The sequence below is a fragment of the Streptomyces sp. 2114.4 genome (genome assembly GCF_900187385.1).
Lineage (GTDB): Bacteria > Actinomycetota > Actinomycetes > Streptomycetales > Streptomycetaceae > Streptomyces > Streptomyces mooreae.
Genome location: NZ_FYEY01000001.1, coordinates 824,955 through 850,125 on the forward strand (window position 1 = coordinate 824,955; position 25,171 = coordinate 850,125).

Below are 25,171 nucleotides of genomic sequence, written 5' to 3' on the forward strand. Positions count from 1 at the left end.
GATCGCCCCCAGATGGTTATCCGCGTCCGATTCACTGTGGAAACATACGCGGCCGCGACGCTTGGCGTCGGAAGACGGGCCCGTCGACGGGCCCTGCACAGTCTTGAGGGGATATGCGAAGACAGAGAACTCGGTTATTTCGAGCGGGCAGTACACGATCCGCGGTGGCGTTCGCGATGGTTCTGGCCCTCTGCACAGGGGTGTTGAGTACCACTGCGGCCGTGGCGGCGCCCTCGGCGGCGGCCGCCGAGGCTCAGCCTCCCCTCAGCGAACGCGCCAGAGCGGTCGAGGCCTGGCGGACAGGAGGCCGGGCCACGAGGGAAGCCGCCGAGCGGGCCCTGACCGGCTCCGACGCGGACATCACGGCGTTTCTCGGCGAAGGCCGGCGGCTCGCAGCCGAGGAGGACGACCGGCTGACGGTGCTGCGCATGCTGAACTCCAGCGGCAAGGGTGTGCGCGACGCCGCTCAGGAGGCGCTGAAGACGCCTGAAGCCACCCGGGAATTTCTGGCCTCGGGCATTCGGAAGCCCTTCGCGGATGACCAGCGGGTCGCCGTGCTGCAAGCCATGAACGACGGCGCCAAGGCGGTGAAGGAGGCCGGGCAGAAGGCTCTCGACGACGGTTCCGCCGATGCGCTCGCGGGGTTCCTGGCATCCGGGCAGTACAAGGCCCAGCGTGAGGACGACCGGGTCGAGACTCTGAAGATCCTGAACGACGGCGGACCCGAGGTGAAGAAGGCCGCCCAGGCGGCGCTGGGCGGCTCGGCCGAGGACATCAAGGAATTTCTGGACAACGGTCAGCACGTGGCGCGCTCTCGCGACCAAGAGACACTGACCGTGACTCAGCTCGCGGACGCGGCCGCGGAAGCCGGCAAGCGGGCCAAGCGGGAAACCGACGCCGCCAAGGAAGCCGCCTCCCGCGCCGAGGACGCCGCGCGCCAGGCCAAGGAGGCCGCACAGCGCGCGGCCAGGGAAACCGCCGCGGCCAAGGACGATTCCCAGCGCGCGGCGGGAGCCGCGGGCCGGGCGGCGGACGCGGCGGACGCGGCCGCGAGTGCGTCACGCACCGCCATTCAGGCGGCCAACACCGCCACTTCCGCGGCCCGCACAGCTGCGAACGCCGCTTCCGCCGCGGCCTCGGCAGCAGCCGCTGCCGGGCAGGCGGCATCGCGCGCCTACCAGTCGGCGAACGCCGCGGCCCAGGACGCGAGCCAGGCGTCGGCCGCCCGAAAGGCGGCCCAGGACGCCCGTGCCGCCGCGTCCGGCGCACGCACCGCTGCGGATGCCGCGCTCAACGCGATGAAGGCCGTCTTCAACGCCGTCAACTCCGCGCAGTCGGCGGCCAGCGCCGGTACCCACGCGGCAGCGGCAGCGACGGCCGCGGCCGAGGCAGGGGCCTATTCGGCGACGGCCGGCGCGGAGGCACACCGCGCGGCGGTGGCCGCGGTCAGGGCCCGCCGGGCAGCCGCCACCGCGACCCGGGCCGCCAACGCGGCCGAAACGCTTGCCAATACAGCCGCCGCGGCGGCGAAGGAAGCCAACACTGCCGCGGACAGCGCCGCCAAACACGCCGATGCGGCCGCCGACGCGGCCGAGGACGCCGCACAGCATGCCGGCCAGGCCGACCGCTGGGCCGACAAGGCCAAGAAGTGCGCCACCGCGGCGATCAGCGCGGCCAACGACGCCGTCAAGGCGGCGCAGCAGGCCCGCACGGTCGAGCAGACCGCACGCAAGGCCGAAGCCGCCGAGCTGGACGCCGACAAGGACCAGGCGGTCCAGGCCGCCGAGGACCTCAAGAACAAGGACAAGGAGCAGGACGAGGACCTGTCCTGGGAGCGGGCCGAATCGGCCCGGCAGGACAAGGAGACCGAACAGCTCCTCGCCGAGGCGACAGCGAAGGACACCGACGCGGGTACGGCCGTCATCAAGGGCCGCCGGGCCGCCATGCGGCTGATGGGCACCGGAGGTCCCTGGACGCAGCAGGCCGCAGCGGATGCGCTGTCCGGTGCCGGCGCCGACGTCCAGCAGTGGCTGCTCGCCGGCCGCAGGATTGCCGCCGAGCAGGACGATCGTGCCCGGGTCGGCCACCTGGCGGACTCGGACAGGCCGAAGGTGAGGAAGGCGGCACTGGTCGCCCTGTCCGGATCGCCCGACGACATCAAGGAGTTCCTCACCACGGGGCAGCACACGGCACAGGCTGACGACTACCGTGTCGAGATCCTGCAGCTGATGAAGGACGGCGGTCCCTCGGTCAACGAGCGGGGCAGCGCAGCCATCGATGCCGGGACCGCCGAGCGGCTGCGGGACTTCCTCGACGTAGGCCAGTACGCGGCTCGCGAGGTGGACGACCGCGCCGAAACCTTACGGATCATGAACCAGGGCGGTGCTCGTGTGAAGGCTGCGGCCGAGGTCGCGCTGGCCGGTCCGCCGTCCATGCTGCGGGACTTCGTCGGGGTCGCCCACTTCAAGGCGGCCAAGCAGGATTTCGACGCCGCTGTCCACGTGGCGGAGGTCAACCGCCTGGTCGCCAACGCACAGCGCTCCGCCGCCACGGCGAAGAAGAATGCCGCACAGGCGGCCGAAGCCGAAGCCAGGGCCCGGCATGCGAAGGACGAGGCGAACAAGTACGCCAAGCAGGCACTGGACTCGGCCACCGAGGCCCAGGGATATGCCGACGACGCGAAGAAGTCGGCGCACGACGCCGATGTGTCCGCCGAGAGCGCTGCCGACTCCGCCCGGTTGGCGAAGCAGGCCGCGGCGTCCGCGGGCAGAGCGGCAGTTGCCGCCACCACTTCCGCCAACCGGGCGTCGTCGTCCGCGGCTCAAGCCCGCACCTACGCGGATCTGGCTTACGCCTCCGCCGAGTCAGCCCGCAAGTCCGCCCGCGACGCGAACAAGGACGCCGCCGAAGCGGCGAAGGCCGCCACGGAAGCTGTCGAAATCGCGGCCGAGAAGTGGCGCAAGGAAGACGCGGAACGGCGCAAGGACACCTCCGAACCCTCCGGCGGCAAGGGCGCCGGGACCGTGGACGCCCTCAAGGATTATGAGAACGGCTCGACGCTGCTGTCCTTCGACGGCACCTGCTACCTCAATGGCGTTCCGCTCCCCGACAAGCTGGGCATCGGCTCCTGCGAGGCGCTTGCCGCGGACTTCGACAGGTGGGTAGGAGACAACGCCGACCACCTCAGGATGGACACCTTCAAGGACCGCGACGACGCCGCCGCTATGCTCCTGGCCGGGTACTGCTCGTGGACGAGCAACAGCATCTTCTCCGACGCGGGCAACAGCGACAAATGCGGCCCGGAGCTGATGAAGCAACTCCAGAACACCCCGGCCGTCGAGCCCTACCTGGAAAACGGCATCGGGTCCGGACTGGCCAAACTGTTCAAGCCGCTCGGCAGGAAGCTCGGTTGGAGGTGGCTGGGAGGGTTCTCCCGTCCGTTGGGCCAGCTGGCGCACAACAGGTATCTTCACGAGGCTTACAAGGACATCCTGCGGGCCGAGATGCAGAAGCCGCAGGTGGGCAACGAAAAACTGCAAGAGTTTATGGATGTACTGTGGCGCAAAAACGCCGTTATCGGCAGTGGGAGCACCGCAGCTGCCGTCCGGTTCACCAAGCTCACCGGGAAACTCGTGGGCGGGTCGGACCACATACAGAAGGCTGAGCAAGCCATCGTATTCCTGAGCAAATGGATCCGAAATAATCCCGAAGCGGCGACATCCGACCGCCTTGCCGCGGAAAATGTGATCCGCGATCTGCAGAATTCTTTGGAGGGCAAGCCCTGATGTCCACACCTGCCTGGTGGAGTGAACTGCTCGGCGCGAGCGAGGTGCTCGCCGAGAGCGACCGCGAGGAAGTCCGCGAGTGGCAAAACGAAGACCCGGTTATTCCCACAGAGCGGGGCGAGGAGGACGTGCCGCCACTGACCGCACGCCTGGGTTTGCTCGCCGGGGCATTCCGTAGAAATGTTCCCACGATGCCCGCGGAGGAGCGCAGGAAAGTCCTCGGAGTCCTGGAACGCATTATGGCCACCGAAGGTCACGAGGACCGCACCGCGGTGGGAACCGGATTCCTCGAGCCGCTGCTGATGGCTTGGGACAGAGGCTTTGATCTTCAGCTGATCTGGGGGGAACTGGGCCGGGAATCCCGTTCCTTCTGCCTGGCACTCAACGAGTTCTGGGGCGTGAAATCGCCCGACTGGATGCGCGGGGAGTAACCCTCCGCGCAACGGAATGCCCCCTTCATCGGCGGCGGGAGCCCTTTGCTTCCGCCGCCCTTGAGCCGACCACAAGGACGGCTCCGTGATCCCTGAGACCTGATGGATCGGTACGTGGCGCCGTAGCCGTCGTCGTGCACTCGCCAGAGATGACGGGACAGCCCTGAGGGGTACCGGCGGGCAACGACTCGCAAAAACGCCGGCGCAGATGATGCATGAAGCTTCATCAGTATCTGTTGGGGGACTGGTAGTGACTCTTTCCAGGACCCGAGAAGAGTTCTGGAAGGAAAGTCGACATCGTGATGTCTGTACCTCAATGGTTGACCTCCCTGCTGAAGGAGAGTCCCGAGCTCGCAGCGGAGGACGCGGAGGGTCAGGACACACGGCGGCGCCTCACTCCGCATCGCGAAGAAGAACAGTCGCTCATCATCTGGCTAGGCGACCTGGGACAGGCGTTCGCCACACATATCGCGAGGATTTCCCCCGGCCAGCGGCAGTGCTTTCTCTCCCCATGACGGCCCGCCGGCAGCCACCCCGGGCCGGATCGAGGCATGGCCGCCCGAACGCGTGCCGTCCGTCCGGACAGCTCTAGCGGAGCGCTATCGCGTCCTCGTTGAGATCGACGCGTCCAGCGCGGGCCTGCACTGGATGACGGCGGCGACCGGGCCATCCATCACCTGAGGACATGTCAGAACATACGACCTACACGTAAGCTGTCCACCTTCGTGTCGAACTGGTATATGAGCCGGGAATCGCTGCGCTCGCCGTTCGACCCTCTCTCCAAGACGGAAAGACGTCCCCTTGCATTCCAGATACGGATGGCTCCCGGTTCTCATACTCAGCCTGAGCGCGGGCGCGCTCGGCACCAGCCCGGCCTTCGCCGACCCCGGCGCCACACGGCCCTCAGCGCCCGCCGTGCAGAAGGCCCCCGCCCCTTCCGTGCCGTCCACGCACTCGAGACCGGGGCCCTCACACCCAGCCACGCCCCCGGGCCGGCCGGCCCGGCCGAGTCTGCGTGAAGAGGAGCGGTACTGGACGGCTGACCGTATGAACGACGCCGTCCCGGTCGGCGTCGAGCCCCTCGCAGCTCACTCCGTGCCACACGCTCCCGCCGGCGTGACCGCCGCGCGGCGACCGCCGCCGTCCGGCACGCCCGGCCCCGAGCACTTCGCGGGCCACCCGACGGTGGGCACGTTCTTCTTCGACAGCACGCCGCTGGGCGGCAAGAGCACGTTCTGCACGGGCAGCGTCGTCCACACGGCCGTCAAGGACATCGTCCTGACCGCCGGACACTGCGGTCTGGGCCTCAAGACGGCCACCCACCGCATCTTCGTGCCGCAGTACGTGAGCGGCAAGCCCGCCGCCGACCAGCCTTACGGCATCTTCCCGGTCACCCGCCTGTACATCGACCCCCGCTACGAGTCGAACACCAAGAAGCCCGTCTCCGACCTCGACCTGGCCTTCGCGCAGACCGACCCCGACAGCCAGGGCAAGCAGGTGGAGGAGGTCACGGGAGCCCTGACGTTCACCCCTGCCACCGGCTATACCCACCACGTCACCGTCCTCGGCTACCCCAGCTCAGAGGGCGTCAACCCCCAGCACCGTGCGATCCGTTGCCCCGTCACCACCACTCAGCTGCCAGGTTTCCGGCAGATCAGCATGCTCTGCACCGGCTTCTACGGCGGCGTGTCCGGCGGGCCCTGGATCGAGGACTACGACCCCGCCAACGGCACCGGCAAGGTCATAGGCAACACAGGCGGATACAACGGCGGCGGCAACGACGCCAACGACGACTGGGTGACCTACGCACCGCTGTACGGCAAGGACGCCCAGGATCTGTTCAACGACGCCGCCGCCCACCGCACGGTAAGTCAGAGGCCGCCCTACCAGCCCACAACCCAAACCCCCTGGCTGCACGCCTTCGACCGTGCGCCGTGGAAGCACGCCGTGCAGATGACGGCGGGCTACTACACCGGTGGTTCCGCGGGCGGCAAGCGCCATATGGACCTGATCGTGCGCTGGGACGACGGCGAGGTCACCCTCTACCAGGGCGGCGACACCAACGACCCCGCCCACCCCTTCGCCGCCGAGTACCAGCTGGCGCCGCGCAAGAGCATCTGGACCCACGCCGTTTCTCTCACCGCCGTCAACACCGGTGGCGGCACGGACGGCCTGGCGGTGCGGTGGAGCGACGGCGAGATGACCCTCTACACGAGCGTCGACGCCAAGGGCTTCCACGGCGAGAAGCAGCTCGCCCCGGCCGATACCGCTGTGTGGCGTGACGAAGCCCAACTGATCACCGGCGGCCGGTTCACCCCGGGCGGCAACCGCGACGACCTCCTGGTCACCTGGAAGGACGGCCACGTCTCCCTCTTCACCGACCTGGCCGCCAACGCACTGAAGAAGCAGACCCAGATCGTCGCCAAGAACACCACCTGGCCCCACGCCGGGCAGCTGACCACCGGCTCCTTCACCGGCAAGTCCACCGACGACGTGATCGTGCGCTGGAGCGACGGCGAGACCACCCTCTACCCCGGCCTGACCGCCAAGGGCCTGCCCACCGAGACCAAGCTCCGGCCCGCGAAGTCCGAGTGGAAGGACGCCACCGTCGTCACCGCAGGCGCCTTCACCACCAACACCAGCGCCAACGACGTCCTCGCCCGCTGGAACGACGGCCACCTCAGCCTCTTCACCGGCATCGACGCGAACGGCCTCCACAACGAAACCCAACTCACACCCGCAAGGTGACTGAGCGCCTTTGCCAGCCGTGCGCCGTGAGCCTTGTGCTCAACGACCTCGGTCGGCAAGGCTCCAGGAGTGCGGGCTGATCTTGTTCCTGACGACCTGGGGAAGCGGATCGCTCCGCAGCTGGGCAAAGAGCTCAAGCTCGTCCGCCTGCGCAACTTTGCGCGAGCCGGAAACGGTGCACCGCCTCGCGAGGTTCCCGGCGAGGGCCGTGAGGACGTGTTGCGGGTGGGCCTTCGGCCGTCCTCGGCGGCGCAGCGGCAGCGGCAGCGGGAGCGGGAGCGGCGCATAACGTGCCTGTCGGCGAACTCGTTGATGGCGCCCTCGACTCCGGAGCGGACCGCGTAGCAGGTCTTCCCGTCGGGTGTCTGCTACTCGACACGGCCGCGGAGTTCTCGCCGGAGGGAACCCGCGGTCCGGGCGCTGCCAGCGGTGTCGGTGCAGCGGTTGCAGGCCGGGCAGGAGCGGCACCGCCCTCTTCGGGCGTCTGGCCCGCGGCGAGGACATCGGCGCCATCGATACCGGAACGCCCGGCTCGGAGGTGGCGTGAGCCACTACCGCGTCCAGTACGCTCCACCCGCCGACCAGGCCCGTCAGGCGATGTCCCGCGCAGTACGACCGGGCCGCGATCGTCGTCACGGGCCGGCCGTCACATACCGCACGATCGCATTCAGCGCCCCGCATCCCGTAGTGCCGATGGTGGACGCTGGGTAATTCCCCCAGGCGGCAGTTCACGTCATTCCCCAGCTGCTGACGTGGAGCCAACGGTGAGGCCGTACGCGTCAGTCCCACCAGAGCACGACGAGAAGCTGCCGTTGGGATGCGCCGTGGTAGAACTCGCGCATGGCATTGAAGTGCTCCAGCAGGTACTTCTTGGGGCCGCCCACGATCTTGTCCGCGCCGTTGCCGATCAAGGAGGCGGCCTCTGCCTCGTCTGCCGGCAAGGCGGCCAGGAGAGCCGGAAAGTCGATCTGCCCGAGTGCTTCCGCGACGGGAGCCACTTGAGCCGCGGAGAGGGCCGTGGGGTCTGGCCCGAAGGGTCCCATGGCATGCGGAGGCGTGTTGAGGAAGGAGAGGTCGATGGCGGTGTCACCGCCGAGGGCCTGTCGGAGAGCATGGCGATGGACGCCATCGAGACCTCCCAGCTCACAGACCCGTTCGAGCAGGAACGGGGCCCAGTCCAGGTCCAGGACATCCGCGGAAGGTGGGTCCCAGAGAGGATCTCCGTCCGGCGATGCGTCGGCTGACTGGCGGCAGGAGGCGAGATACTCCGCCGAGATGCGAGCAAGCTGCTGAGTGACGGCCATGACGGCAGTATCCCGACGCCGTCCACCGGTTTTCCCTACTTGGCCTTGTCGGTGGGGTACCTCGGACGCTTGTTGGGGCGATAGCTCGGGCCGTACACGATGACCTGGTGACTGGTGTTGATGAGCCGGTCAGGAGCGACTCGGCGACGCCGGGGTGGGGAAGAGGGGATGCCGGTCGCTGGGCGCCCGGTTTTCTCGGCCAACCAGCTGTCCGGGCCCTCCGAGATGCACGAGACGGCGACCAGCGTGCCTAAGCTTGATGCCGTCGGGGATCCGGGAAAGCGATGATCTTCCAGAAGAGCACGACTACCAAGATCCCCGACGGCGTCACGGATTCAGGCTGCTGCGACACACGTCCGCAGACCGTAGACCGGATCCCAGTTGGCGCTCGGGTCCTGGTAGAACGCGTTGGGCGTGGTGTAGATCGGATTGGTCGAGCCGCCGGAACCGTACATGCGCACTCGCCGGCTCTGCGTCTGGTTGTTGATCCATGCGCCCGGTCCAGCGAGCGTGGGACTCCCTGAAGCCACGTCGTAGTACTGGCAGTAGTAGAAGTCCCACTGCGTGGCATTCCCGTCCATGGTCGCGCAGAAGTTCCCGTAGTTGCAGTTCATGGCCGCCAGAGGTCCCGGCGTGGTGCGCAGGTCCCGGGCATGCCGCTCACCGGGCACCGCCACCGTGATCTGCCCGCCCGGGAAGGCGATGGTGTTCGGACCGCTCTGGTAGCTGTCGCGCATGGCGGGCAGGTAGCTGTCCACCGTCTTCTGCAGGGCCGTGGCCTCTGAAGCGGTGAGCCCGGCCTGCCGTGCCTGGGCCGTCCAGGAGGAGTTCGCGTGGGCAGTACCGCCGGTACCCAGCACAGCGGTTGCCGCCAGCGTGGCGGCCACAGCACATGTCCATCTCGTACGTCTCATCGTCGTCCCCTCATTCCACTGCTCGGCTCATACGGAGTGCTTGGAGATGCCGCGATGCACGCGGTTGGTCCTTGACCGAACTACTTCTGCGGATGGAGCAGCACTCGACCGGGGCGGCATGCTGCGCTCGAACGGTTCAAGCCCTGCGGCTAATAGCCCCGACTTCCCTGCCTGCCAGGGGACAACGGAGTCCGGTGGATCCGCTCCGAGAGACTGCGGACCCACCGGACTTCCCCGTCAGACGTGATCAGGCCCATCGGCTCCAGCCGGGGGATCGCGCAGGACTCTCCAGGTCTGTCCGGCTCCACGTTTCGACGAGGTCCGGAAGGGGGCGGACTCTGTTCGTGGCCTGCTGTCGAGGAACGGACGAGTTACTCGACCCAGATGTAAAGGGCCCACAGGCTGCCCCGCTGAGTGCAGTAGGCGGGGCCGGCGTAGGACGCCGCCAGCGAAAGGCACGTCGACTTCGAGTAGCTGCCGTCATAGTGCCAGTACCCAGGCACAGCCGCTGTCGTGCTGGTCGGAGAAGGCGCGGGAGCCGCCTGTGCGGTGGCGACCGAACCGCCGGCCAGCAGAGCGACTCCCACCGCGAGGCCTGCGAACCATGTACGAGTACGCATGATGCTCCTTCAAGAGGTGTGTCGAATGATGTGCCGAGGTCGGGTTTGCCCTTCCTCGCCCCTCTTTGGCATGAGACTTCAGCCGAATCCGGGTGATGCCGAGAATGTCCGCACGGCCACCGGGCTGACAAGGAGAATCAGCGTTCGCGTCTGTTCGGAACAGTGCTGACCGGTGTTCCGAACACCCCCGAACACGGCTGATTTAAGGAGTGCCAGGTCACCAACTGTGGGGTCATGCTGAAGCAATGACCGAGAAGGGGGGCGGCTTCGCCGAGCTACCGGAGGATGCACCACAGCCCGCACAGGCCCGGACTCCTACCGAGTTCACTGCGGCCCTGCGCTCGCTGCGGATCTGGTCCGGCCTGACCTACCGGCAGCTTGAGGACAAGGCGACCGCGAACGCCGACACACTCCCGGCCAGCACGATCGCAAGCACTCTCGGCCGCGTCACCCTGCCCCGAGAAGGGTTTGTCGACGCCTATACCCGCGCGTGCGGCCTGGGTGCCGAAGAAGTACGTCAATGGCGCGAGGCACGCCGCCGCATCGCAGGCAGCGAACCCGTATCAAACGGCGCGGCGCGCGACGACGATCCCGACATTCCCATCACCGGCGCGCCTGCCCCGGCGAGCGTCCCGCGGTGGCGCCGGGTGGCCCCCCTGCTCGGTGCCGCAGTCATCGGGGTCGCGGGCACACTCGGCGTCAGCAGCGTGATGCACGACGCGTCGACACCGGCCGCCCTGCCCGAGATGCCGGTGACCGGCCTGCGCATGCTGGCCGTGGGCAGCTGGGCACAGATCCACCCTGCTCGCACACCCAAGCTGTGCCTCACAGAAGGCAGGGACCGCAGCGGCCGATACCAAACCGCCATCGCTGCCCAACGCTCCTGTACGAATGCCGCCCTGCCTCAGGTGTTCCTCGAACCGCTGGGCAAGGAGATCGTACAGATCCAGTGGCACCACCCGAAGTACGGCATCGGCTGCCTCACCGTCCTGTCGAAGGGGCCGGGGCTCGACCTGCTTGAACCCCGCGACGACTGTGCCGACGCCAACCGGGCCCAGCAATTCCACATCGAGCGCTTCGGCCCGCCTGCCACCGCCCACTTCCGCATCCGCCCGGTCATCACCAGCCGATGTCTGAGCCTGCGCCACCAAGACACCCAGGACGGAGCAGAAGTTGTCCAGGGCCGCTGCTCCGGCGCCACCGACCAGGACTTCCTGATCGAACTGACCCCACCCCCGCCAATCGCTGTTGGACGCACCCGTGCACAGTGAGATCCCGTCCTGCGCGCGGCACGACCGACGCGTACCCTCCAGTTCTGCACACGCAGCAAGAGGGTGAGCTATCGGCCGGCGGCCGGCGCATCGATGCCTGAGCCCGAGCTTGGTGGTCTGCGGGGGGCCAGAGTTCTGTCAGGATGACGCCGCCCCCTGACCCGCTGGCCCGGCCCGGCCGCGGCGGCGTGATCAGTCGCCGCCGTGCGCGACATGGTGCGTGTCTTCTCCGAGATGGACGAACGCCACGGCGGACAACACGGCCGTTCCGGCAGCGGCGGGAAGGCGCGTGACGCCGTCGGCGAACGGCCCAAAATCACATGCAACCTTCACCCAGTCCTGCTGGGATCATTCGCTATGAGTGCCCATTTTTTCGATGACGCCGACTTGACGGACAGGATGGAACGGAACCTGGCGGAACACGCCTGTCACCTGCATCGAAGCATGACTGGTGCGACTGTCACAGAGACTGGTGACCTCCTGGTCGCCGACAGCGGCCTGGACGACGACACTTTCAACATCGTTGCCGCGTCCCGCTTCACCGCTGCCGGCGCTGCGGCGCGTATCGCCGAGACCGCTCGGACGTCGGCTCGCACCGGCCGTCGTTTCTCCTGGTGGGTGGGGCCTGCCTCGACACCACCGGACCTGGCCGCCCGCCTGACGGCGGCAGGTCTGCCGGCAACTGAACGCGAGACGGCCATGTGGGCCGAGCTGGACGACACCCTGCCGCTGCCTGCCGCCCGAGGACTGGACATCCAGACGGTGGCTACGCCCGAACAGCTCGCCGACTATGCCGCGGTTCTCGCTGCGAACTGGAACCCGCCTGCTGACACCGTCCGCCGCTTCTTCACCCGGGCCGCCCCGCAGGCACTGGCCGCGCACTGCCCGGCCCGTTACCTGGTCGGCTACGTAGACGGCCGTCCGGCCTGTTCGGCCGAAGTGTTTCATCACGCGGGGGTTGCCGGGATCTACAACATCTGCACCTTGGCCGCCCACCGCCGACGTGGCTACGGCGGTGCCATCACGCTCGCCGCACTCCACACGGCCCACGACCGAGACCATCGCATCGCGGTCTTGCAGGCGTCCGTCGACGGTGAGCCTGTCTACCGCCGCCTGGGTTTCCGTTCCTGCGGCCACTTCACCGAACACACCATCACCCCCTGAACACCTCGAACTCCACAAGCCACCTGCCCACTCTTCACAACGACGCCGGTCACAGCCGCTCGTTGATGGCCGCGACGAGAACGGTCGCCTCGTAGCGACCATCCTCATCGCAGCCATCAACGAGTGGGTGTGATCGGCGCCCGTCAGCTGCACACCTAGTGCGGCCATCCATCCCGAAGAGTTCGTCCGTAGGGACCACTGCGCACTCACACCTAACAGCGATCACCGAGGGTGCCTGCGACAATGGCCGCTCCCCCACCTCACCGGCCGTGATCATGGAGATTCCCGGGAGCCAGCCGTTCTCAAGGGGAGTCTTTCGCCCCCCGTACACCGTGGCAGGATCAGGCGGCATGAGGATGGAACAGGCGGATCGGCCCGTCGCCCTGGTCAGCGGGTCCACGTCGGGGATCGGGGAGGCCGTCGCGCGGCGGCTGGCGAGGGACGGGATGCGGGTCGTCGTGCACTCGCGGCGGAGTGCGGAGGCCGGTCAGGCGCTGGCGGCGGAGCTCGGCGGTGCGTACGTACGGGCCGACCTGGCGGTGGAGGAGGAGGCCCGCGGGCTGGTCGAGGCGGCGCTCGGCCGGTATGGGCGGCTGGACGTGCTGGTGAACAACGCGGGCATCAGCTGGCCGATCCCGCACGACGACCTGGCCGCAGCGACGCCGGCAGACTGGCGGCAACTGCTGGAAGTCAATTTGATCGCGCCATGGGTGCTGTGCACGGCGGCACTTCCGGCGCTGCGTACCTCCCCTGCGGGCGGCAGCATAGTGAACGTCACCAGCCACGCGGGGGTGCGCCCCAAGGGCTCGTCGGTGCCGTACGCGGCGAGCAAGGCCGCGCTCAATCACGTGACCCGGCTGCTCGCGGCCGCGCTCGGGCCCGAAGTGCGGGTCAACGCGGTGGCTCCGGGACTGGTGGACACGCCGATGACGAAGGACTGGGCGCACGCGCACGAGCTGTGGCGGGGCCGCGCGCCCATGCGCCGTCCGGCACAGCCCGCCGACGTGGCCGACCTGGTGGCCTCGGTGATCGACAGCACCTACCTCACCGGCGAGGTCATCGTGCTGGATGGCGGGCTGAATTTGACGTGAGGGCACCTGACTGGCTTTACGCCTGCCAGTTCCCCCGTGGTTGTTCCCGTTCCCGCGAACCCACTGCGGCCCCGACTCCGGCGTCGGGATCGGGGCCGTGCTGTCGAGGCGTCAGTTGTCCGTGCCGTCGCCGGGGACGGCGTCGGCGGGGGTGGTGTGCCAGTTGGTGACGATGGGCCTGTCGACGGTGACGGAGCCGGTGGAGACGCTCGCCGGGTTCGGGTCGGAGGCGCCGATGGCCGCGATGAGGAAGGTGAACTCGACGCCGTCATTGTTGTTGGTGGTCTTGGGGTTGACCCCTGCGTAGGCGGTCTTGGAGCCGCTGAGCGTGATCGCCGGGCCGACCGCCTGCTCGGCGGGGTGCGCCTCGATGCCCTTGGAGCCGAAGGAGACCGAGGGCAGCCCGCTGGGGATCGTGCAGGTGATGCCGGGCTTGGCGCGGGCGGACAGCAGAATGTAGCCGCCCGCCTGAGTCTCGGAGCGCGCCGAGAACTTCAGATCGTTGGCCCCACAGGACTGCCCGTAACCCTTCTTGTCACCGGACGGGCCCGGCTTGGAGTCCGACGAGGACGAACCGTCCTTCGCCGACGTGTCCCCGTTCGAAGAAGAACCGGCCTTCTTGCCGCTGCCCGAGCCCTCCTGGGACGCTCCGCTCGACGATTCCGCGGTGGCCTTGGCGGACGCCGCGGCGTCGCCGGCCGAGGCCGACCCGCTACCGCCGTCCTTGCCGCAGGCGGTGACGGTCACCGCGAGCGCTACACCGGCCGCCGCGGTGAGCGCGACACGTCGTATGCGGGCGGTGTAGGTGCGGTTCACAGATACTCCTCGTTGCGTTCAGGGAGAGAGGGACCAGGCTGAAGACCCGTCAGCCCCTCGCCGGTGTCCCTATTCTCACTCACGCCACTGCCGACCCTACGCACGGGTAACACTCGAATCGGCGGGCCGGTCCGCGGTGTTGTCTCCAACGGGAACACGACGGCCGACCGGGCTCTGAAAGCGATCACATGACGGGTGAATTCGATCTGGATGCTCAAAAAGAGAGCGAGTCTGGCATGTTTTCGGACGTCCGCGGCCGAACCGCTCGCAAAGGGTGCCCGCATGGCTAGCATCGAGGCCCGAACTCGCTTGCGCGGCAAGAGGATTACCTGTGCTGGACACCACTGCACTGCTCGACCAGATCGTGCCGGCCGCCGAAGCCGCGGCCGCCGCCTACGGCGTGAGCGTGCTGACCAGAACCCAGGATGCGGCCGCCAACGCGACCGTAGGGCTGGGGCAGCGCCTCATCCACAGGCTCCTGCACCATGACGCCGACACGGCCCCCGACTCCGCCCCCGTGCGCACCGCGGTCGTACGCCTTGCGGAGGCGGGCGCGGACCCGGAGCTGCTCGCCCTGCACCGCGCGGAGCTGAGGCTCGCGCTGCGCACGGCACTCACGGAGGCACCGGGCCTCGCCGCGGAACTCTCGGCCCTGCTCCCCGCACCTCCGCCTCCCCCCGTCGTCCACGCCGAGGGCGAGCGCTCCGTTGCCGTGGGTGGGGACAATTCGGGGACCATCTCCACCGGCGACGGCGCGGGGGGCGCCCCCCGGCGGTGAGTGACCGGCCCGGTGCGCGAGCGGACGGCGCGCGCTCCGTCGCCGTGGCAGGGGACAACCATGCGCACATCTTCACCGGCGACGGCGTAACGGTCGTCTCCGGGTCGGGCCGTCGCCCGGTCACGCCGGCCGAGAACCTGCATGCGCTCAGGCAGAGGGTCCTCGCCGACCTGGGGCAGGACCAGGTTCAGCAGCAGTTGCGGAGCGGGCATCCGCTGCCCGTGCACTGTCGGGCGGCACCCGAGGAGTTGACCGGCCGGAGGGACGGCGCCCGGGAGACCTCGGCGGCACTGGCGGATGGTTCCCCGCTGGACCTGGCAGGTCCGCTGAGGAACCTCGCGGCTGTCTACACGAAGGAAAGGCGCAGCCAACTGCTGGTGCTGGGCCGAGCCGGTTCGGGGAAGACCATTTTGGTCCGACGCTTCGCGCAGGCCTGGTTGGAGAGCGCCGACTGGACCGACAGGGAACCAGTGCCGGTGATCTTCAGTCCTGGATCATGGGACCCCACCGCCACGTCCCTGCGGGACTGGCTGATCGACCGCCTGGAGCGGGATCACCCCTTCCTGGCCAGGCGGGTTCCCCATGAGCGGACATGGGCCACTCAACTGATCGTCATGGGCCACGTGCTGGCGATCCTGGACGGGTTCGACGAGATGGCGGAGGACCTTTACCCACCCGCGCTGCGGCAACTCAGGGCCTTCAACCTGCCGCTGCTGCTGACGAGCCGCCACGACGCGCTCAGCGGCATCAAGCCGGGCGAAGGGCTCTTTCCGGGGATCGAACTGACGGACCTCACCTTCGACGACTGCGCCGACCGCCTCGACGCCTCGGCCGGATGGGCGTCCGTCCTGGACCGGTTGAGCAGCCACTCCGGCGAACCGGCCGCCGCCCGGCTCGCCTCCGTACTGACCACTCCCCTGATGCTCACCATGGCCGAGGCCTTCCACGCCTCCGGCGGCGATCCTCAATGCTTGCTGAAACTGGCGGAGTCCAGCTCCCGGGACGCGCTGGAGAAGCGCCTCCTGGACGCCTTCGTCCCCAGGACGTACGACCCCATCCTCAACCTGTCCGTCCCGAAGCGCCGACGGTGGAGCGCCGAACGCGCAGGACACTGGCTCGGCTATCTCGCCACGCACCTGAGGAAACAGAAGACGGACGCACAGAAGCCCGACACCCGCGTCATCGGTGCGCAGGACATCGAGTGGTGGCAGCTGGGCACGACCATGAGCCTGCCCGCGCGCATGGTCGTCTCCGGGGTCCTGTGCGGGCTCGTGTCGGGGCCTGCGGTGGCACTCGCCCTTGTCCTCACGAGCAATCCCCAGGCGGCGGTCCTGACCATGTTCCTGAACATGCTGGCGATCGGGCTGGCCTTCGGGCTCGTGCACGGATTCGCGTCGAAACTCAAGGTCGGCGGGGCGTTCAAGCCGTCCCGCATGCAGATCCGGGTCCGCGGCGAGTCGAGGAAGGTGAGGTCGAGGAGGGTGCGGGAGAGCCTCCTCCCCAGAGTCGGCGTCGGGCTGGCCGGCGGACTGATCTTCGGGATCGTCCTGGGTGGCGGATTCGCGGTCTACGCGATGCTGCTGTCCTATTCCTGGCCCGTGGCCGCCCTGCTCTTCGGGAACTGGCTCGTGGCCGGGCCCCTGATCGGACTGGCGGCCGGGGTCATCGTCGCGCTGGTGACCTGGCTCGAGACGGACGCCAAGCCGGAGGAATCAGTCAGTCCGACGGACCTCTTGCGCAGCAACCGCACCATCGTGCTCGTCCAAATGGGCGTGGTGGGGCTGGTCCTCGGGCTCGGATACGGAACCGCTGTCACGCATTTCAACGGCTTCGCCCTCGGCCTCCCTTCCGGGATCGGGGCCGGCCTCGCGGCCGCGATCGGGGGCGGCACGCTGACCGCGTGGGGCCGTTGGGTGGTCCTGGTCCGCCTCTGGCTGCCCCTGTCAGGACACCTCCCCTGGAGGGTGAACGCCTTCCTGGACGACGCCCGCGCCCGAGGCGTCCTGCGCCAGGCCGGCGCGGTCTACCAGTTCCGCCACGCACGGCTGCGGGACCGTCTCGCCGAGGCCCACCGGCAACACGAACAGCCGACGGAAGGCGGGAGCCGATGAGCGCCGGATGCGGCACCGCCCGCGGCGGCACACGGACGTACGGCACGCGGACGTACGGCACCGGAGCGGCGGCCCTGGGAGCCGCCGGAGCGATGACGGCCGCACTGGGCATCGTGGCGGCCTGGGGCACCGTGCCCGCCTCCGCGAAACCGGTGTCGATCGAGCTGAGCTACACCTGCGCGTTCAGAGGCATCGGCACCGTGCCGGTGACGATGAGGGTCAGCACGGACCTCCCGGGTTCGCTCGAAGCCGGCGACTCCAGCCCGAGAGCCGCCGTGAACGGCGTGGCGACGGTGGACGCGAGCTTCACCGGGCTGGCTCCGCTCGTCGGCGCGAGAACCCTGGAGGGCTCCGTGGACGGGACCGCCGACGTGTCCGCGCCGCATGACGACAGGCGCCTGTCCGTGCCCATGACGATCCCCCGGACCTCCATCCCTGCCTCTGGCGCGTTCGACATGTCCGCCAAGGGCACCGCACCCGCCGTCACCTTCACCCGGCCGGGCAACGCGAAGGTCACCGTCGGCGACCTCGGCCTGCACCTCACCCCGAGGGACGCGCACGGCAACCTCACGCCGGTGGGCACGATGAACGCGGCCTGCACGGTGGACCCCGGACAGAACACGGTCCTGCACTCGCTCGTCGTCACGAAGGCGGTGAAGCCGACAGGGACGGTGACGGGGCCGGGGCCCGGGCCGGGGAGAGAGACGGGGCCGGGGCCCGGGCCGGGGAGAGGGACGGGGACCGGGCCGGGGACGGGGCCCGGGGCGGGGGCCGTCGGGAGCGGTTCCGGGACCTCCGGCGGATCGGTCGCGGGCACGCGGCCGGGAGCGGGGGCCGCCCGTTCGACGTCGCATACGACCACCACACCGAACCCGTCACCCAGCACGACCGGATCCGTGCCACCCCGCTCCCCGTCCCCCTCGCCGGGAGCGCCGACGGTCGACACGCCACGGAACGACCCCACGAGCACGCCGGACGGCAAACACCGTGCCCCCGGACCCCAAGCACCCGGTCGCACTGACGTTGGGCGTCCTCGTGACAGGCACCGCCGCGGCACTGGTCGGCCTCGACGCACGCCGGAGAAAACGCCGGGCGGAGGACTGAGCGGGCGCGGCGCCGCGGAATGGGATACGGGCCCGGGCGGAGCCGACCGCCCCACAGCTCACCTCCGCTCGCGGGCAGAGCACTGTCCGGCGGTCGGCATGGCGAGGACTGGGGGTAACGACATCCGGCGCTGCCCGCTGTGGATCAGCCTGCGGACAGCTGCCCGCGCAACACCGTGCTCAGGGTGATGGGTTCGCGGCCGAGCAGGGAGGCCAGTGTCGGGTCGACGGTGGCGAACTCGCCGGCCCGGCCGGCGGCGAAGATGCCGAGCAACTGGTCCGCCGTCTCGGTGGGGACGCCTTGGCTCACCATCTGCTCCCGGAACTGGTCGTCGGGGACGGTGCTCCGCGTAATGGTGCGGCCCGTGAGTTCGGTGGCGAGGGCGGCGATGTCGTCGAAGGAGAGCGGCTGTCCCCCCGTGAGCGGCGGCGTAGGGCCATCGAAGCGGCCTTCGTCGGCCAGGAGGGCGGCGGTTGCGTCGGCGAGGTCGGCGTGCGCGGTCCAGGCGACCGGCCCGTCTTCGGGGAGCGCGAACCGGCCGGACTCCGCCGCGCTGCCGAGGAAGTGCAGCGCGCTGGTGGTGTAGAAGCCGTTGCGCAGCGAGGTGAAGGGCACACCGCAGGCGCGCAGTGCCTCCTCTGTGGCGGCATGGTCGCGGCAGGCCTGGAAGTGCGACGTGGCGCTTGCCCCCATCTGACTGGTGTAGAGGAGGCGACGGGCGCCCGCTGCGACGGCCGCTTCGATCGCGGTGCGGTGCTGTCTGACGCATTCTTCGCCCATTTTGTCGACGGAGATGATGAGCACCTGAGAGGCGCCCTCGAAGGCGTGCGCGAGGCCGGTGGCGTCGGTGAAGCTGCCCTGCCGTACCCGTACCCCTTGGTCGGCGAACAGCTGCGCCTTCTGCGGGTCGCGGACGCTGACGCTGACGCCGACTCGGTCCGCCGGCACGCGCGTAAGCAGCCTCTCGACGATCTGACGCCCCAGCTGTCCGGTGGCTCCGGTCATGATGATCATGATGCGCTCCCGGCCGGCGCCGCCCGCGCCCTGCGCGCCGCACTGCCCGAACAGACGGATCTCAGCAGTGCTGAGCAACATCTGCTGACGGAGTGGCTGAACCGCCTTGCCGCCGACGGCTGATCGCCGGCCCGCGGCTCATGCGTTCTCGCCAGGCGAGGCGGCCGCGGCAAGGGAACGGCTGCGGCGGCCCGGCAGGACATATGTCATCCCCAGGAGATGACTCAAGGACCTACAGGATCGGCTGCCGCCCCTCGTAGGCTCACGGCATGTTCACATCTCACAAAATCGGACGAGACGACCACTGGGAAGGCGTCGTCACCCATAAGTCCCGGGGCATGCTCGACGGCTCGAACATGTACCACTCCGTCGAAGTCCGCCTGGCCGACGGCGAATCCGTGAAGGTCCGGATCAGCCGCCGGCTCTGGAAGTCGATCGAGGTCAACGATCGGATCGTCAAGCGGCCGGGCGCCGACCCGGCCAGGGAGTAGTCCTTCGGGAGCCTGGAGGTGGGACGCCGCTCCTGCCGGTCGGGGCTCGCCGCGGGCCCTGGCCGGCCGGGTGCCGCCGGCGTGCGCGCAGGTCGTAGCTCCAGTCGATCAGCGCTTGCAGCGTGCGTCGCCGGGTGGGTGCGTTCCGGGGGCTGACGGTGAGCAGGCGATGGCGTTCGGACAGGTGCTCCTCGATCTGGCCGAGCGACGGTGCGCGCAGCCACACCGTGGCCGGCTCGATCGCCAGCGGGATTCCGTCGAGCGCGCGGCACAGTCGCGCGATTGCCGCGCAGTCCTGGCTACGGAGAGGGAAGCCGGGCAGCACCGGCGATCGGGCCGGTGCCATGGGGGCGTGCGTGCCGCCGGGGGAGTCCGGTGCGGCGGCGGGGGTCAACGGTATGCGGCGAGGAAGGTGCGGACGCCCGCGTCGGCATAGTGGTCGAGTTCGGGCTGGGTGTGCTGTGGGCTGCCGTGGAACATGGCCTTGTTCACCGGGATCCACAGCAGCAAGCCGGAGAAGTGGTTGGCGGCCAGAAGGGGGTCGTCGATCCGCAGCAGGCCCCGGTCGGCCAGGCGGTGGAAGGTGTCGGCCAGGGTGGCCAGCACCCGCTCGAATCCCTGCTCGTACCAGGTGGCGCCCAGGTCGGGGAAAGCGTCGGCGTTGGCGATGATGAGGCGCCGCAGCTGGAGCACCTGGGGCCGGGTGAGCGTGGTCAGGAACTGGCGGGCCAGCCGAAGCAGGTTCTCCTCCAGTGCGTCCGCGTCGATGGGGATGCCGGCCACCAGATCGATCACGGCCTCGATCCGGTCGGTGGTGGCCAGGACGATCTCGGCGAACAGCTTCTCCTTGTCAGAGAAGTGCTTGTACACCGTCTGCTTGGACACGGCGGCCAGCTTGGCGATGTCGTCCATGCTCGTGCCGGCGTAGCCCTTCTCCATGAACACCGCTGTCGCTGCTTCCATGATCGCCTGGCGCTTGTGGGCAGAGCGTCCGCTGGGTTCGTTCGCTTCCATGTCTCCTCCTCCGAGCGAGAGTACTGGACAGTCCAGTTCCGCAACCAGTACTGTACCGTCCAGTTCGCCAGTACTGGACAGTCCAGTTCCAGTCGCGTCTCGGCTCAGGGGGATCTCGTATGACTCAGGCAATCCATATACCGGCTACCAGTCGTGGGGCCTCGGCTCCGTTCGCCACCCGCGCGCTACTCGGCTGCGGGGCGGTGGCAGGACCGCTGTTCCTCTCGGTGGGGGTGCTCGAGGGCCTGACGCGCACCGGCTTCGACTTCAGCCGAAATGCCATCAGCCAGCTCAGCCTCGGCTCGCTGGGCTGGGTCCAGGTCGCCGGCTTCCTGGTCACCGGTGCGCTGGTCACCGCTGGCGCGGTGGGGTTGCGGCGGGCGATTGGCCGCACCGCCGGCGGCACCTGGGTGCCGCGCTTGGTCGGCGTCTTCGGTGCGTCCTTCGTGCTCGCGGGAGTCTTCAGGGCGGACCCCGGCGCGGGCTTCCCGGCCGGTACACCGGACGGTCCGGCCACGCTGAGCGGGCACGGAACGGTCCACATGCTCAGCGGCACGGTGGGCTACCTTGCGCTGTGCGCCGCGTTCCTCGTGCTTGCCCGACACTTCGCGGTCCACGGCCGGCGCCGCTGGGCCCTGGCCTACCGCCTGCTACCGCTGGTGGTCATCGCCGGGTTCGCCGCCTCGGCCACCACCGTGGCGGCCTTCACCGCCGCAGCCGGTCTCGGCCTGCTCGCGCTCACCGCAGCCACCGCCCGACTGGCCGGCCCCGCGCCGACGTCACGGCCGTAGCGGCTCCAACTCCTGCTCGCACGGCAACAACTCGAGCCCACAGCGCTCAGACAGACAGGATCGTTCGTCATGGCCGCACCGGTGAAAGGCCCCGCCAGCTACTTCCCGTCGATCGAGAAGAAGTACGGCCGCCCGATCGAGGAGTGGAAGGAGTTGATCCGCATTTCACCCCTGACCCAGCACATGGAACTCGTCGCATGGCTCAAGGCCGAGCACGGCCTCGGTCACGGGCACGCCAACGCTCTCGTCGCCCACACCCTCGCCGAGCGCGCCAGCAACTAACCCCGGGTCGGGCGTGAGCTCTGCGGGCGGCGGAACTCACGCCCGACCCCAGGTGCAGTCGGTTCTCGTGAACATCGAACACGCCGACCGCGGGGCGCCTCCCAAAGTGACGAACAACCGCTGTCGGTTCTCGTGAACAGAACCACACACCCCCACCGCACGCCGCCCGGCAGGCATACCCACGCCCACGCCCGCACCCATGGAGCCGGCCGCTCAGCGCCGGGGAGAACCTGGGAGTCTCGACTGGCCGGCGGTTCCTCCTGCCACCGCCGCCGGGGCGGGTAAGGATCCGGCCATCCGTGGCACGACGGCGGGCCCGTTTCGGCCGGTTCGAGGCGAGCGCAGTCGTGTCCTCTGTCGTGCTTCAGACACATCCCACTTTCCGGAGTTCCCCGGAATTTACCGTCTTCGACCTACTTCATATCGCCATCTCTCAATTCCTCAGGGTACGTTCTTCGATTCACCGCGGTTCATCGTGATTTCACCCGCCCAAAATGGCCGGCACCCGGTCGCAGTGCGCCGCGGCGGGCACGGCGACACACTGTCCGGGCCGGTCCAGACGCCCGCGACCGCGACCGGCGGTGTCAGCAGTCAAAGTTCTGTTTGCCCTTGACAGATTCCTGCAAGATTCTCAGTGTTGACCCTCGGCATTCGATTAGCGTTTGCGGCGACCGAGGTACGCGAAGACGACCGGCGTACACCGAAATTCCTGAAGCTCAATTCATCTATACAGAATTCAACCAAGGGTCTGAAGGGGCCATCGCATATTCGGCGCGTCACGCGCCGGAGGGCAAGGCCGTGCGCACAGGCACGGACGGGGGAGGGAGCCATGAAAGCGAGCAAGGCCGGCGTGTCCGATGCGCCGGAGGCCGGATTATCCCGGTGGGCCGATTTCGACGAGGTGGACCCGGGAGTGCTCCGCTCCGGTTCCGGGCTGAAGAAGTGGCGGCAGGTGGCCGCGGGTGTCCTGCCCGCCGGACTGGCCGAGATGGACTTCCCGGTGGCGGAGCCGATACGGGAAGGGCTGCGGCGTTTTCTCGCCGAGGGGATGCTCGGCTATCCGTACTGGCCGGACGGCAGTCCCCTGCGGGAGGCCTTCGCCGAGCGTATGGCGAAGCGTTACGGCTGGCGTCCGCGGCCCGAAGCGGTCAGGGAGTTCGCGACCGTCACGCAGGGCGTCCACCTCGCGCTCCACCTGGGCACCGAGCCCGGTGACGCGGTGGCCGTGCACACTCCCGTCTACGGGCCGTTCCGCGACGGCCTCGCCCGGATGGGGCGGCGGCTCATCCCGATTCCCCTGCGTGAGAGCCCCCAAGGCTGGGGCTGGGGCTGGGACCCGGACCTGCTCGTGCGGGCCGTGGTGGAGAGCGGTTGCCGTGCTCTGGTGCTGGTCAACCCGCACAACCCCACGGGCCGGGTCTTCCGCCGGTCCGAGCTGACGGAGCTGGCCGAACTCGCCGAGCGCCACGATCTGCTCGTCATCTCCGATGAGATCCACGCCGATCTGACCCACGCCCCGCACCGCCACATTCCGTTCGCCTCCCTGGGGCCCGAGATCGAGCGCCGCACGGTCACGCTCACCTCGGCGACCAAGGCCTTCAACCTCGCCGGGGCCCGCTGTGCGGTGGGCCACCTGGGCCCGGCCCGGCTGCGCGCGGCGGTGGACGAACAGCCCGTCGAGTTGTACGGCGCCCTCAACGCCCTGGGCGTCCATGCCTCGTTGCTGGCCTGGACGGAGGGAGACGCCTGGCTGACGGCCGTACGGAAGCATCTGGCCGTCGTCCGCGACCGGCTCGCCGCCACACTGGCCGACCGGCTGCCCCAGATCGGCCACCATCCGCCCGAGGGCTCCTACCTCGCCTGGCTCGACTGCCGTGCGCTGGGGTTGGGCGAGGACCCGGCGGCCCGCTTCCGCGCGCGCGGTGACATCGACCTCAGCCCCGGGCCCGGTTTCGGTCCGGGCGGCGACGGCTTCGTACGCCTCAACTTCGCCACGTCCGGGCCCGTGCTCGATCAGCTTCTCGAGCGCCTGGTGCGCTGCGCGGCAGACGGGGCGGGGGCCGTTCCGCCCTTACCCGCCGGGCCGCGCCTACCGGCTGCCCCGCACTTGCCCACTCTTGCGCACTTACCGGCTGCCCCGCACGTGCCTGGCGGTCCTCGCGGGAGCGTCGTACCGGGCGCCGTGTCCGAGGAGTTCGCATGCTGATCACGGTGGGCGAGTTGCTGCACGGCCCGGTGGGGGAACGCACCACGGACGCGGCCGTACTGGTCAGGGACGGGAAGATCGCCGCGGCCGGTCCGCGCCCAGCGGTCGAGGCACAGGCCCCGCCGGACGTGGCACGGCGGGACTTCCCCGGCGCGACGCTCCTGCCGGGCATGATCGACGGTCATGTGCACCTGAGCTTCGACGCCGGCCCCGAACCGTTCACGGCGCTGCTGGAGAGCGACGGGCCGACGCTCCTGGACGCCATGGCCGAGCGGGCCGGGCAACTGCTGGACTGCGGTGTGACCACGGTCCGGGACCTCGGGGACCGTGGGGCCGCCGCGGTGCGGCTGCGTGAGGCCATCACCGCGGGCCGGGTACGCGGCCCGCGGATTCTCGCCGCGGGTTCCCCGCTGACCCCGCCGGGCGGCCATTGCTGGTTCCTCGGTGGCGAGGTCGCGGACGAGGCCCAACTGCGGGCGATGGTACGGCGCAACGCCGAGGCCGGAGCCGATGTGATCAAGGTGATGGCCAGCGGCGGACACATCACCGAAGGCGGCGCGGCGATGTGGGAATCCCAGTTCTCCACCGAACAGCTCTCCGTGGCCGTCGAGGAGGCGCGCCGCTACGGGCTCCCGGTCGCCGCCCATGCACACGGTGCGGCCGCCATCGCCTCGGCCGTGGCCGCCGGTGTGCACACCGTCGAACACTGCCTGTGGCTGGACGGCCCGGACGGCGTCGACCGCCGCACCGAGGTCGCCGAAACCATGGCCGCACAGGGGATCGCGGTCTGCGGTTCCCTGTGCGGCTACGACTGGCGGACCAAACTGGAGCGGGACGGGGAGGCCGCCACCCGCGCCTTCTACGACCGGCTCAGCTGGCTCGACAGCCTCGGTGTGCCCCTGATCACCGGCACCGACGCGGGCATCCCGCAGGCCGCGTTCCACGACTACCTCAGCATGCTGGAGCTCTATGCCTGGCTCGGCTTCCCGGCCGAGCGCGTCATCGAGCTGGCCACCGTCGGCTCCGCGCGGGCCCTGGGCCTGTCCGGCATCACCGGGCGCATCGCACCGGGACTCGACGCCGACCTCGTGATCGTGGACGGGGATCCGCGCGCCGACCTGTCGGCCCTGCGCGCCGTACGCCTCGTCCTGGCCAGAGGCGAGCCGTACACCTCGTCGTGACGGGGAGAGCCGCCGTCGCCTGGTCGTGACCAGAGGCGAACCGTACGCCGTGCGG

The 25,171-nt window shown here is 69.3% G+C and carries 20 protein-coding genes; 14 read left to right on the forward strand and 6 right to left on the reverse strand.

Features of this window, described 5'->3' with window-relative positions; genetic code table 11:
* Window positions 1–203 precede the first annotated feature (203 nt).
* From CFW40_RS03490 to CFW40_RS03505, 3 genes are all read left to right on the forward strand, one after another.
* The gene (locus CFW40_RS03490) at window positions 204–3,785 is read left to right on the forward strand and encodes an ALF repeat-containing protein (protein ID WP_176956583.1); all 3,582 of its coding nucleotides are present in this window, start codon (window positions 204–206) and stop codon (window positions 3,783–3,785) included.
* Window positions 3,785–4,216: a hypothetical protein gene (locus CFW40_RS03495; RefSeq protein WP_088796389.1), complete on the forward strand. Its 432-nt coding sequence runs from the start codon at window positions 3,785–3,787 to the stop codon at window positions 4,214–4,216. The genes CFW40_RS03490 and CFW40_RS03495 overlap by 1 nt, the downstream gene beginning before the upstream one ends.
* A 1,047-nt stretch (window positions 4,217–5,263) precedes the next feature.
* The gene (locus CFW40_RS03505) at window positions 5,264–6,964 is read left to right on the forward strand and encodes a serine protease (RefSeq protein WP_088796392.1); all 1,701 of its coding nucleotides are present in this window, start codon (window positions 5,264–5,266) and stop codon (window positions 6,962–6,964) included.
* 779 nt (window positions 6,965–7,743) lie between these two features.
* On the opposite strand, the gene CFW40_RS03510 is transcribed toward CFW40_RS03505, so the two are convergent.
* The 3 genes from CFW40_RS03510 to CFW40_RS36540 form a co-directional block, all read right to left on the reverse strand.
* Complete coding sequence (locus CFW40_RS03510) at window positions 7,744–8,268, reverse strand: DUF1877 family protein (protein WP_088796394.1); 525 nt, start codon at window positions 8,266–8,268, stop codon at window positions 7,744–7,746.
* A 335-nt stretch (window positions 8,269–8,603) separates the two neighbouring features.
* Window positions 8,604–9,182 carry a hypothetical protein gene (locus tag CFW40_RS03515; RefSeq protein ID WP_143034590.1) on the reverse strand — a complete coding sequence of 193 codons (579 nt, stop codon included), beginning with the start codon at window positions 9,180–9,182 and terminating at the stop codon, window positions 8,604–8,606.
* Between the two features lie 371 nt (window positions 9,183–9,553).
* Entirely contained in the window at window positions 9,554–9,802 is a 249-nt protein-coding gene (locus CFW40_RS36540; protein ID WP_143034589.1) for a hypothetical protein, read from the reverse strand.
* 245 nt (window positions 9,803–10,047) lie between these two features.
* Here CFW40_RS36540 and CFW40_RS03520 point away from each other — a divergent pair, with 245 nt between their 5' ends.
* From CFW40_RS03520 to CFW40_RS03530, 3 genes are all read left to right on the forward strand, one after another.
* Window positions 10,048–11,073 (forward strand): XRE family transcriptional regulator, encoded by a 1,026-nt coding sequence (locus tag CFW40_RS03520; protein WP_088796397.1) that lies wholly within the window; start codon window positions 10,048–10,050, stop codon window positions 11,071–11,073.
* Window positions 11,074–11,472: 399 nt separating this feature from the next.
* Window positions 11,473–12,237, forward strand: coding sequence for a GNAT family N-acetyltransferase (locus CFW40_RS03525; protein ID WP_088801886.1), 765 nt, complete (start codon window positions 11,473–11,475; stop codon window positions 12,235–12,237).
* A gap of 350 nt (window positions 12,238–12,587) precedes the next feature.
* On the forward strand, window positions 12,588–13,328 hold the full coding sequence (locus CFW40_RS03530; protein ID WP_088796399.1) for an SDR family NAD(P)-dependent oxidoreductase: 741 nt from the start codon (window positions 12,588–12,590) through the stop codon (window positions 13,326–13,328).
* 111 nt (window positions 13,329–13,439) lie between these two features.
* Here CFW40_RS03530 and CFW40_RS03535 read toward each other — a convergent pair whose 3' ends face one another.
* Window positions 13,440–14,144, reverse strand: coding sequence for a DUF4232 domain-containing protein (locus CFW40_RS03535; RefSeq protein WP_088796401.1), 705 nt, complete (start codon window positions 14,142–14,144; stop codon window positions 13,440–13,442).
* Window positions 14,145–14,475: 331 nt separating this feature from the next.
* Between CFW40_RS03535 and CFW40_RS03540 the strand changes: the two genes are divergently transcribed.
* The 3 genes from CFW40_RS03540 (at window position 14,476) to CFW40_RS38850 (ending at window position 18,325) form a co-directional block, all read left to right on the forward strand.
* Window positions 14,476–14,922 (forward strand): hypothetical protein, encoded by a 447-nt coding sequence (locus CFW40_RS03540; RefSeq protein ID WP_218136807.1) that lies wholly within the window; start codon window positions 14,476–14,478, stop codon window positions 14,920–14,922.
* 44 nt (window positions 14,923–14,966) lie between these two features.
* Window positions 14,967–17,033: an NACHT domain-containing protein gene (locus tag CFW40_RS03545; protein ID WP_176956582.1), complete on the forward strand. Its 2,067-nt coding sequence runs from the start codon at window positions 14,967–14,969 to the stop codon at window positions 17,031–17,033.
* A gap of 212 nt (window positions 17,034–17,245) precedes the next feature.
* Complete coding sequence (locus CFW40_RS38850; protein ID WP_371127993.1) at window positions 17,246–18,325, forward strand: DUF6801 domain-containing protein; 1,080 nt, start codon at window positions 17,246–17,248, stop codon at window positions 18,323–18,325.
* On the opposite strand, the gene CFW40_RS03555 is transcribed toward CFW40_RS38850, so the two are convergent.
* Complete coding sequence (locus CFW40_RS03555; protein WP_088796406.1) at window positions 18,282–19,151, reverse strand: NAD(P)H-binding protein; 870 nt, start codon at window positions 19,149–19,151, stop codon at window positions 18,282–18,284. The genes CFW40_RS38850 and CFW40_RS03555 overlap by 44 nt on opposite strands.
* A 269-nt stretch (window positions 19,152–19,420) precedes the next feature.
* Here CFW40_RS03555 and CFW40_RS03560 point away from each other — a divergent pair, with 269 nt between their 5' ends.
* Complete coding sequence (locus CFW40_RS03560; RefSeq protein ID WP_088796408.1) at window positions 19,421–19,642, forward strand: hypothetical protein; 222 nt, start codon at window positions 19,421–19,423, stop codon at window positions 19,640–19,642.
* Window positions 19,643–20,032: 390 nt separating this feature from the next.
* Here the strand turns inward: CFW40_RS03560 and CFW40_RS03565 are convergent, their stop codons facing one another.
* The gene (locus CFW40_RS03565; RefSeq protein ID WP_088796410.1) at window positions 20,033–20,656 is read right to left on the reverse strand and encodes a TetR/AcrR family transcriptional regulator; all 624 of its coding nucleotides are present in this window, start codon (window positions 20,654–20,656) and stop codon (window positions 20,033–20,035) included.
* Window positions 20,657–20,859: 203 nt separating this feature from the next.
* On the opposite strand from CFW40_RS03565, the gene CFW40_RS03570 reads away from it, so the two are divergent.
* From CFW40_RS03570 to CFW40_RS03585, 4 genes are all read left to right on the forward strand, one after another.
* Entirely contained in the window at window positions 20,860–21,447 is a 588-nt protein-coding gene (locus CFW40_RS03570; RefSeq protein ID WP_306427422.1) for a DUF998 domain-containing protein, read from the forward strand.
* Between the two features lie 69 nt (window positions 21,448–21,516).
* Window positions 21,517–21,729 carry a DUF4287 domain-containing protein gene (locus CFW40_RS03575; RefSeq protein WP_088796415.1) on the forward strand — a complete coding sequence of 71 codons (213 nt, stop codon included), beginning with the start codon at window positions 21,517–21,519 and terminating at the stop codon, window positions 21,727–21,729.
* An 829-nt stretch (window positions 21,730–22,558) separates the two neighbouring features.
* Entirely contained in the window at window positions 22,559–23,935 is a 1,377-nt protein-coding gene (locus tag CFW40_RS03580) for a MalY/PatB family protein (protein ID WP_088796416.1), read from the forward strand.
* Complete coding sequence (locus CFW40_RS03585) at window positions 23,929–25,116, forward strand: amidohydrolase family protein (RefSeq protein WP_088796417.1); 1,188 nt, start codon at window positions 23,929–23,931, stop codon at window positions 25,114–25,116. The genes CFW40_RS03580 and CFW40_RS03585 overlap by 7 nt, the downstream gene beginning before the upstream one ends.
* The last annotated feature ends 55 nt before the right edge of the window (window positions 25,117–25,171 follow it).

Coding starts and splice junctions, on each gene's coding strand:
- CFW40_RS03495 (WP_088796389.1), top strand. CDS start 3,785: ATGTCCACACCTGCCTGGTGGAGTGAACTGCTCGGCGCGAGCGAGGTG.
- CFW40_RS03505 (WP_088796392.1), top strand. CDS start 5,264: ATGAACGACGCCGTCCCGGTCGGCGTCGAGCCCCTCGCAGCTCACTCC.
- CFW40_RS03510 (WP_088796394.1), bottom strand. CDS start 8,268: ATGGCCGTCACTCAGCAGCTTGCTCGCATCTCGGCGGAGTATCTCGCC.
- CFW40_RS03515 (WP_143034590.1), bottom strand. CDS start 9,182: ATGAGACGTACGAGATGGACATGTGCTGTGGCCGCCACGCTGGCGGCA.
- CFW40_RS36540 (WP_143034589.1), bottom strand. CDS start 9,802: ATGCGTACTCGTACATGGTTCGCAGGCCTCGCGGTGGGAGTCGCTCTG.
- CFW40_RS03520 (WP_088796397.1), top strand. CDS start 10,048: ATGACCGAGAAGGGGGGCGGCTTCGCCGAGCTACCGGAGGATGCACCA.
- CFW40_RS03525 (WP_088801886.1), top strand. CDS start 11,473: ATGGAACGGAACCTGGCGGAACACGCCTGTCACCTGCATCGAAGCATG.
- CFW40_RS03530 (WP_088796399.1), top strand. CDS start 12,588: ATGAGGATGGAACAGGCGGATCGGCCCGTCGCCCTGGTCAGCGGGTCC.
- CFW40_RS38850 (WP_371127993.1), top strand. CDS start 17,246: ATGAGGGTCAGCACGGACCTCCCGGGTTCGCTCGAAGCCGGCGACTCC.
- CFW40_RS03555 (WP_088796406.1), bottom strand. CDS start 19,151: ATGATCATCATGACCGGAGCCACCGGACAGCTGGGGCGTCAGATCGTC.
- CFW40_RS03560 (WP_088796408.1), top strand. CDS start 19,421: ATGTTCACATCTCACAAAATCGGACGAGACGACCACTGGGAAGGCGTC.
- CFW40_RS03565 (WP_088796410.1), bottom strand. CDS start 20,656: ATGGAAGCGAACGAACCCAGCGGACGCTCTGCCCACAAGCGCCAGGCG.
- CFW40_RS03575 (WP_088796415.1), top strand. CDS start 21,517: ATGGCCGCACCGGTGAAAGGCCCCGCCAGCTACTTCCCGTCGATCGAG.
- CFW40_RS03580 (WP_088796416.1), top strand. CDS start 22,559: ATGAAAGCGAGCAAGGCCGGCGTGTCCGATGCGCCGGAGGCCGGATTA.
- CFW40_RS03585 (WP_088796417.1), top strand. CDS start 23,929: ATGCTGATCACGGTGGGCGAGTTGCTGCACGGCCCGGTGGGGGAACGC.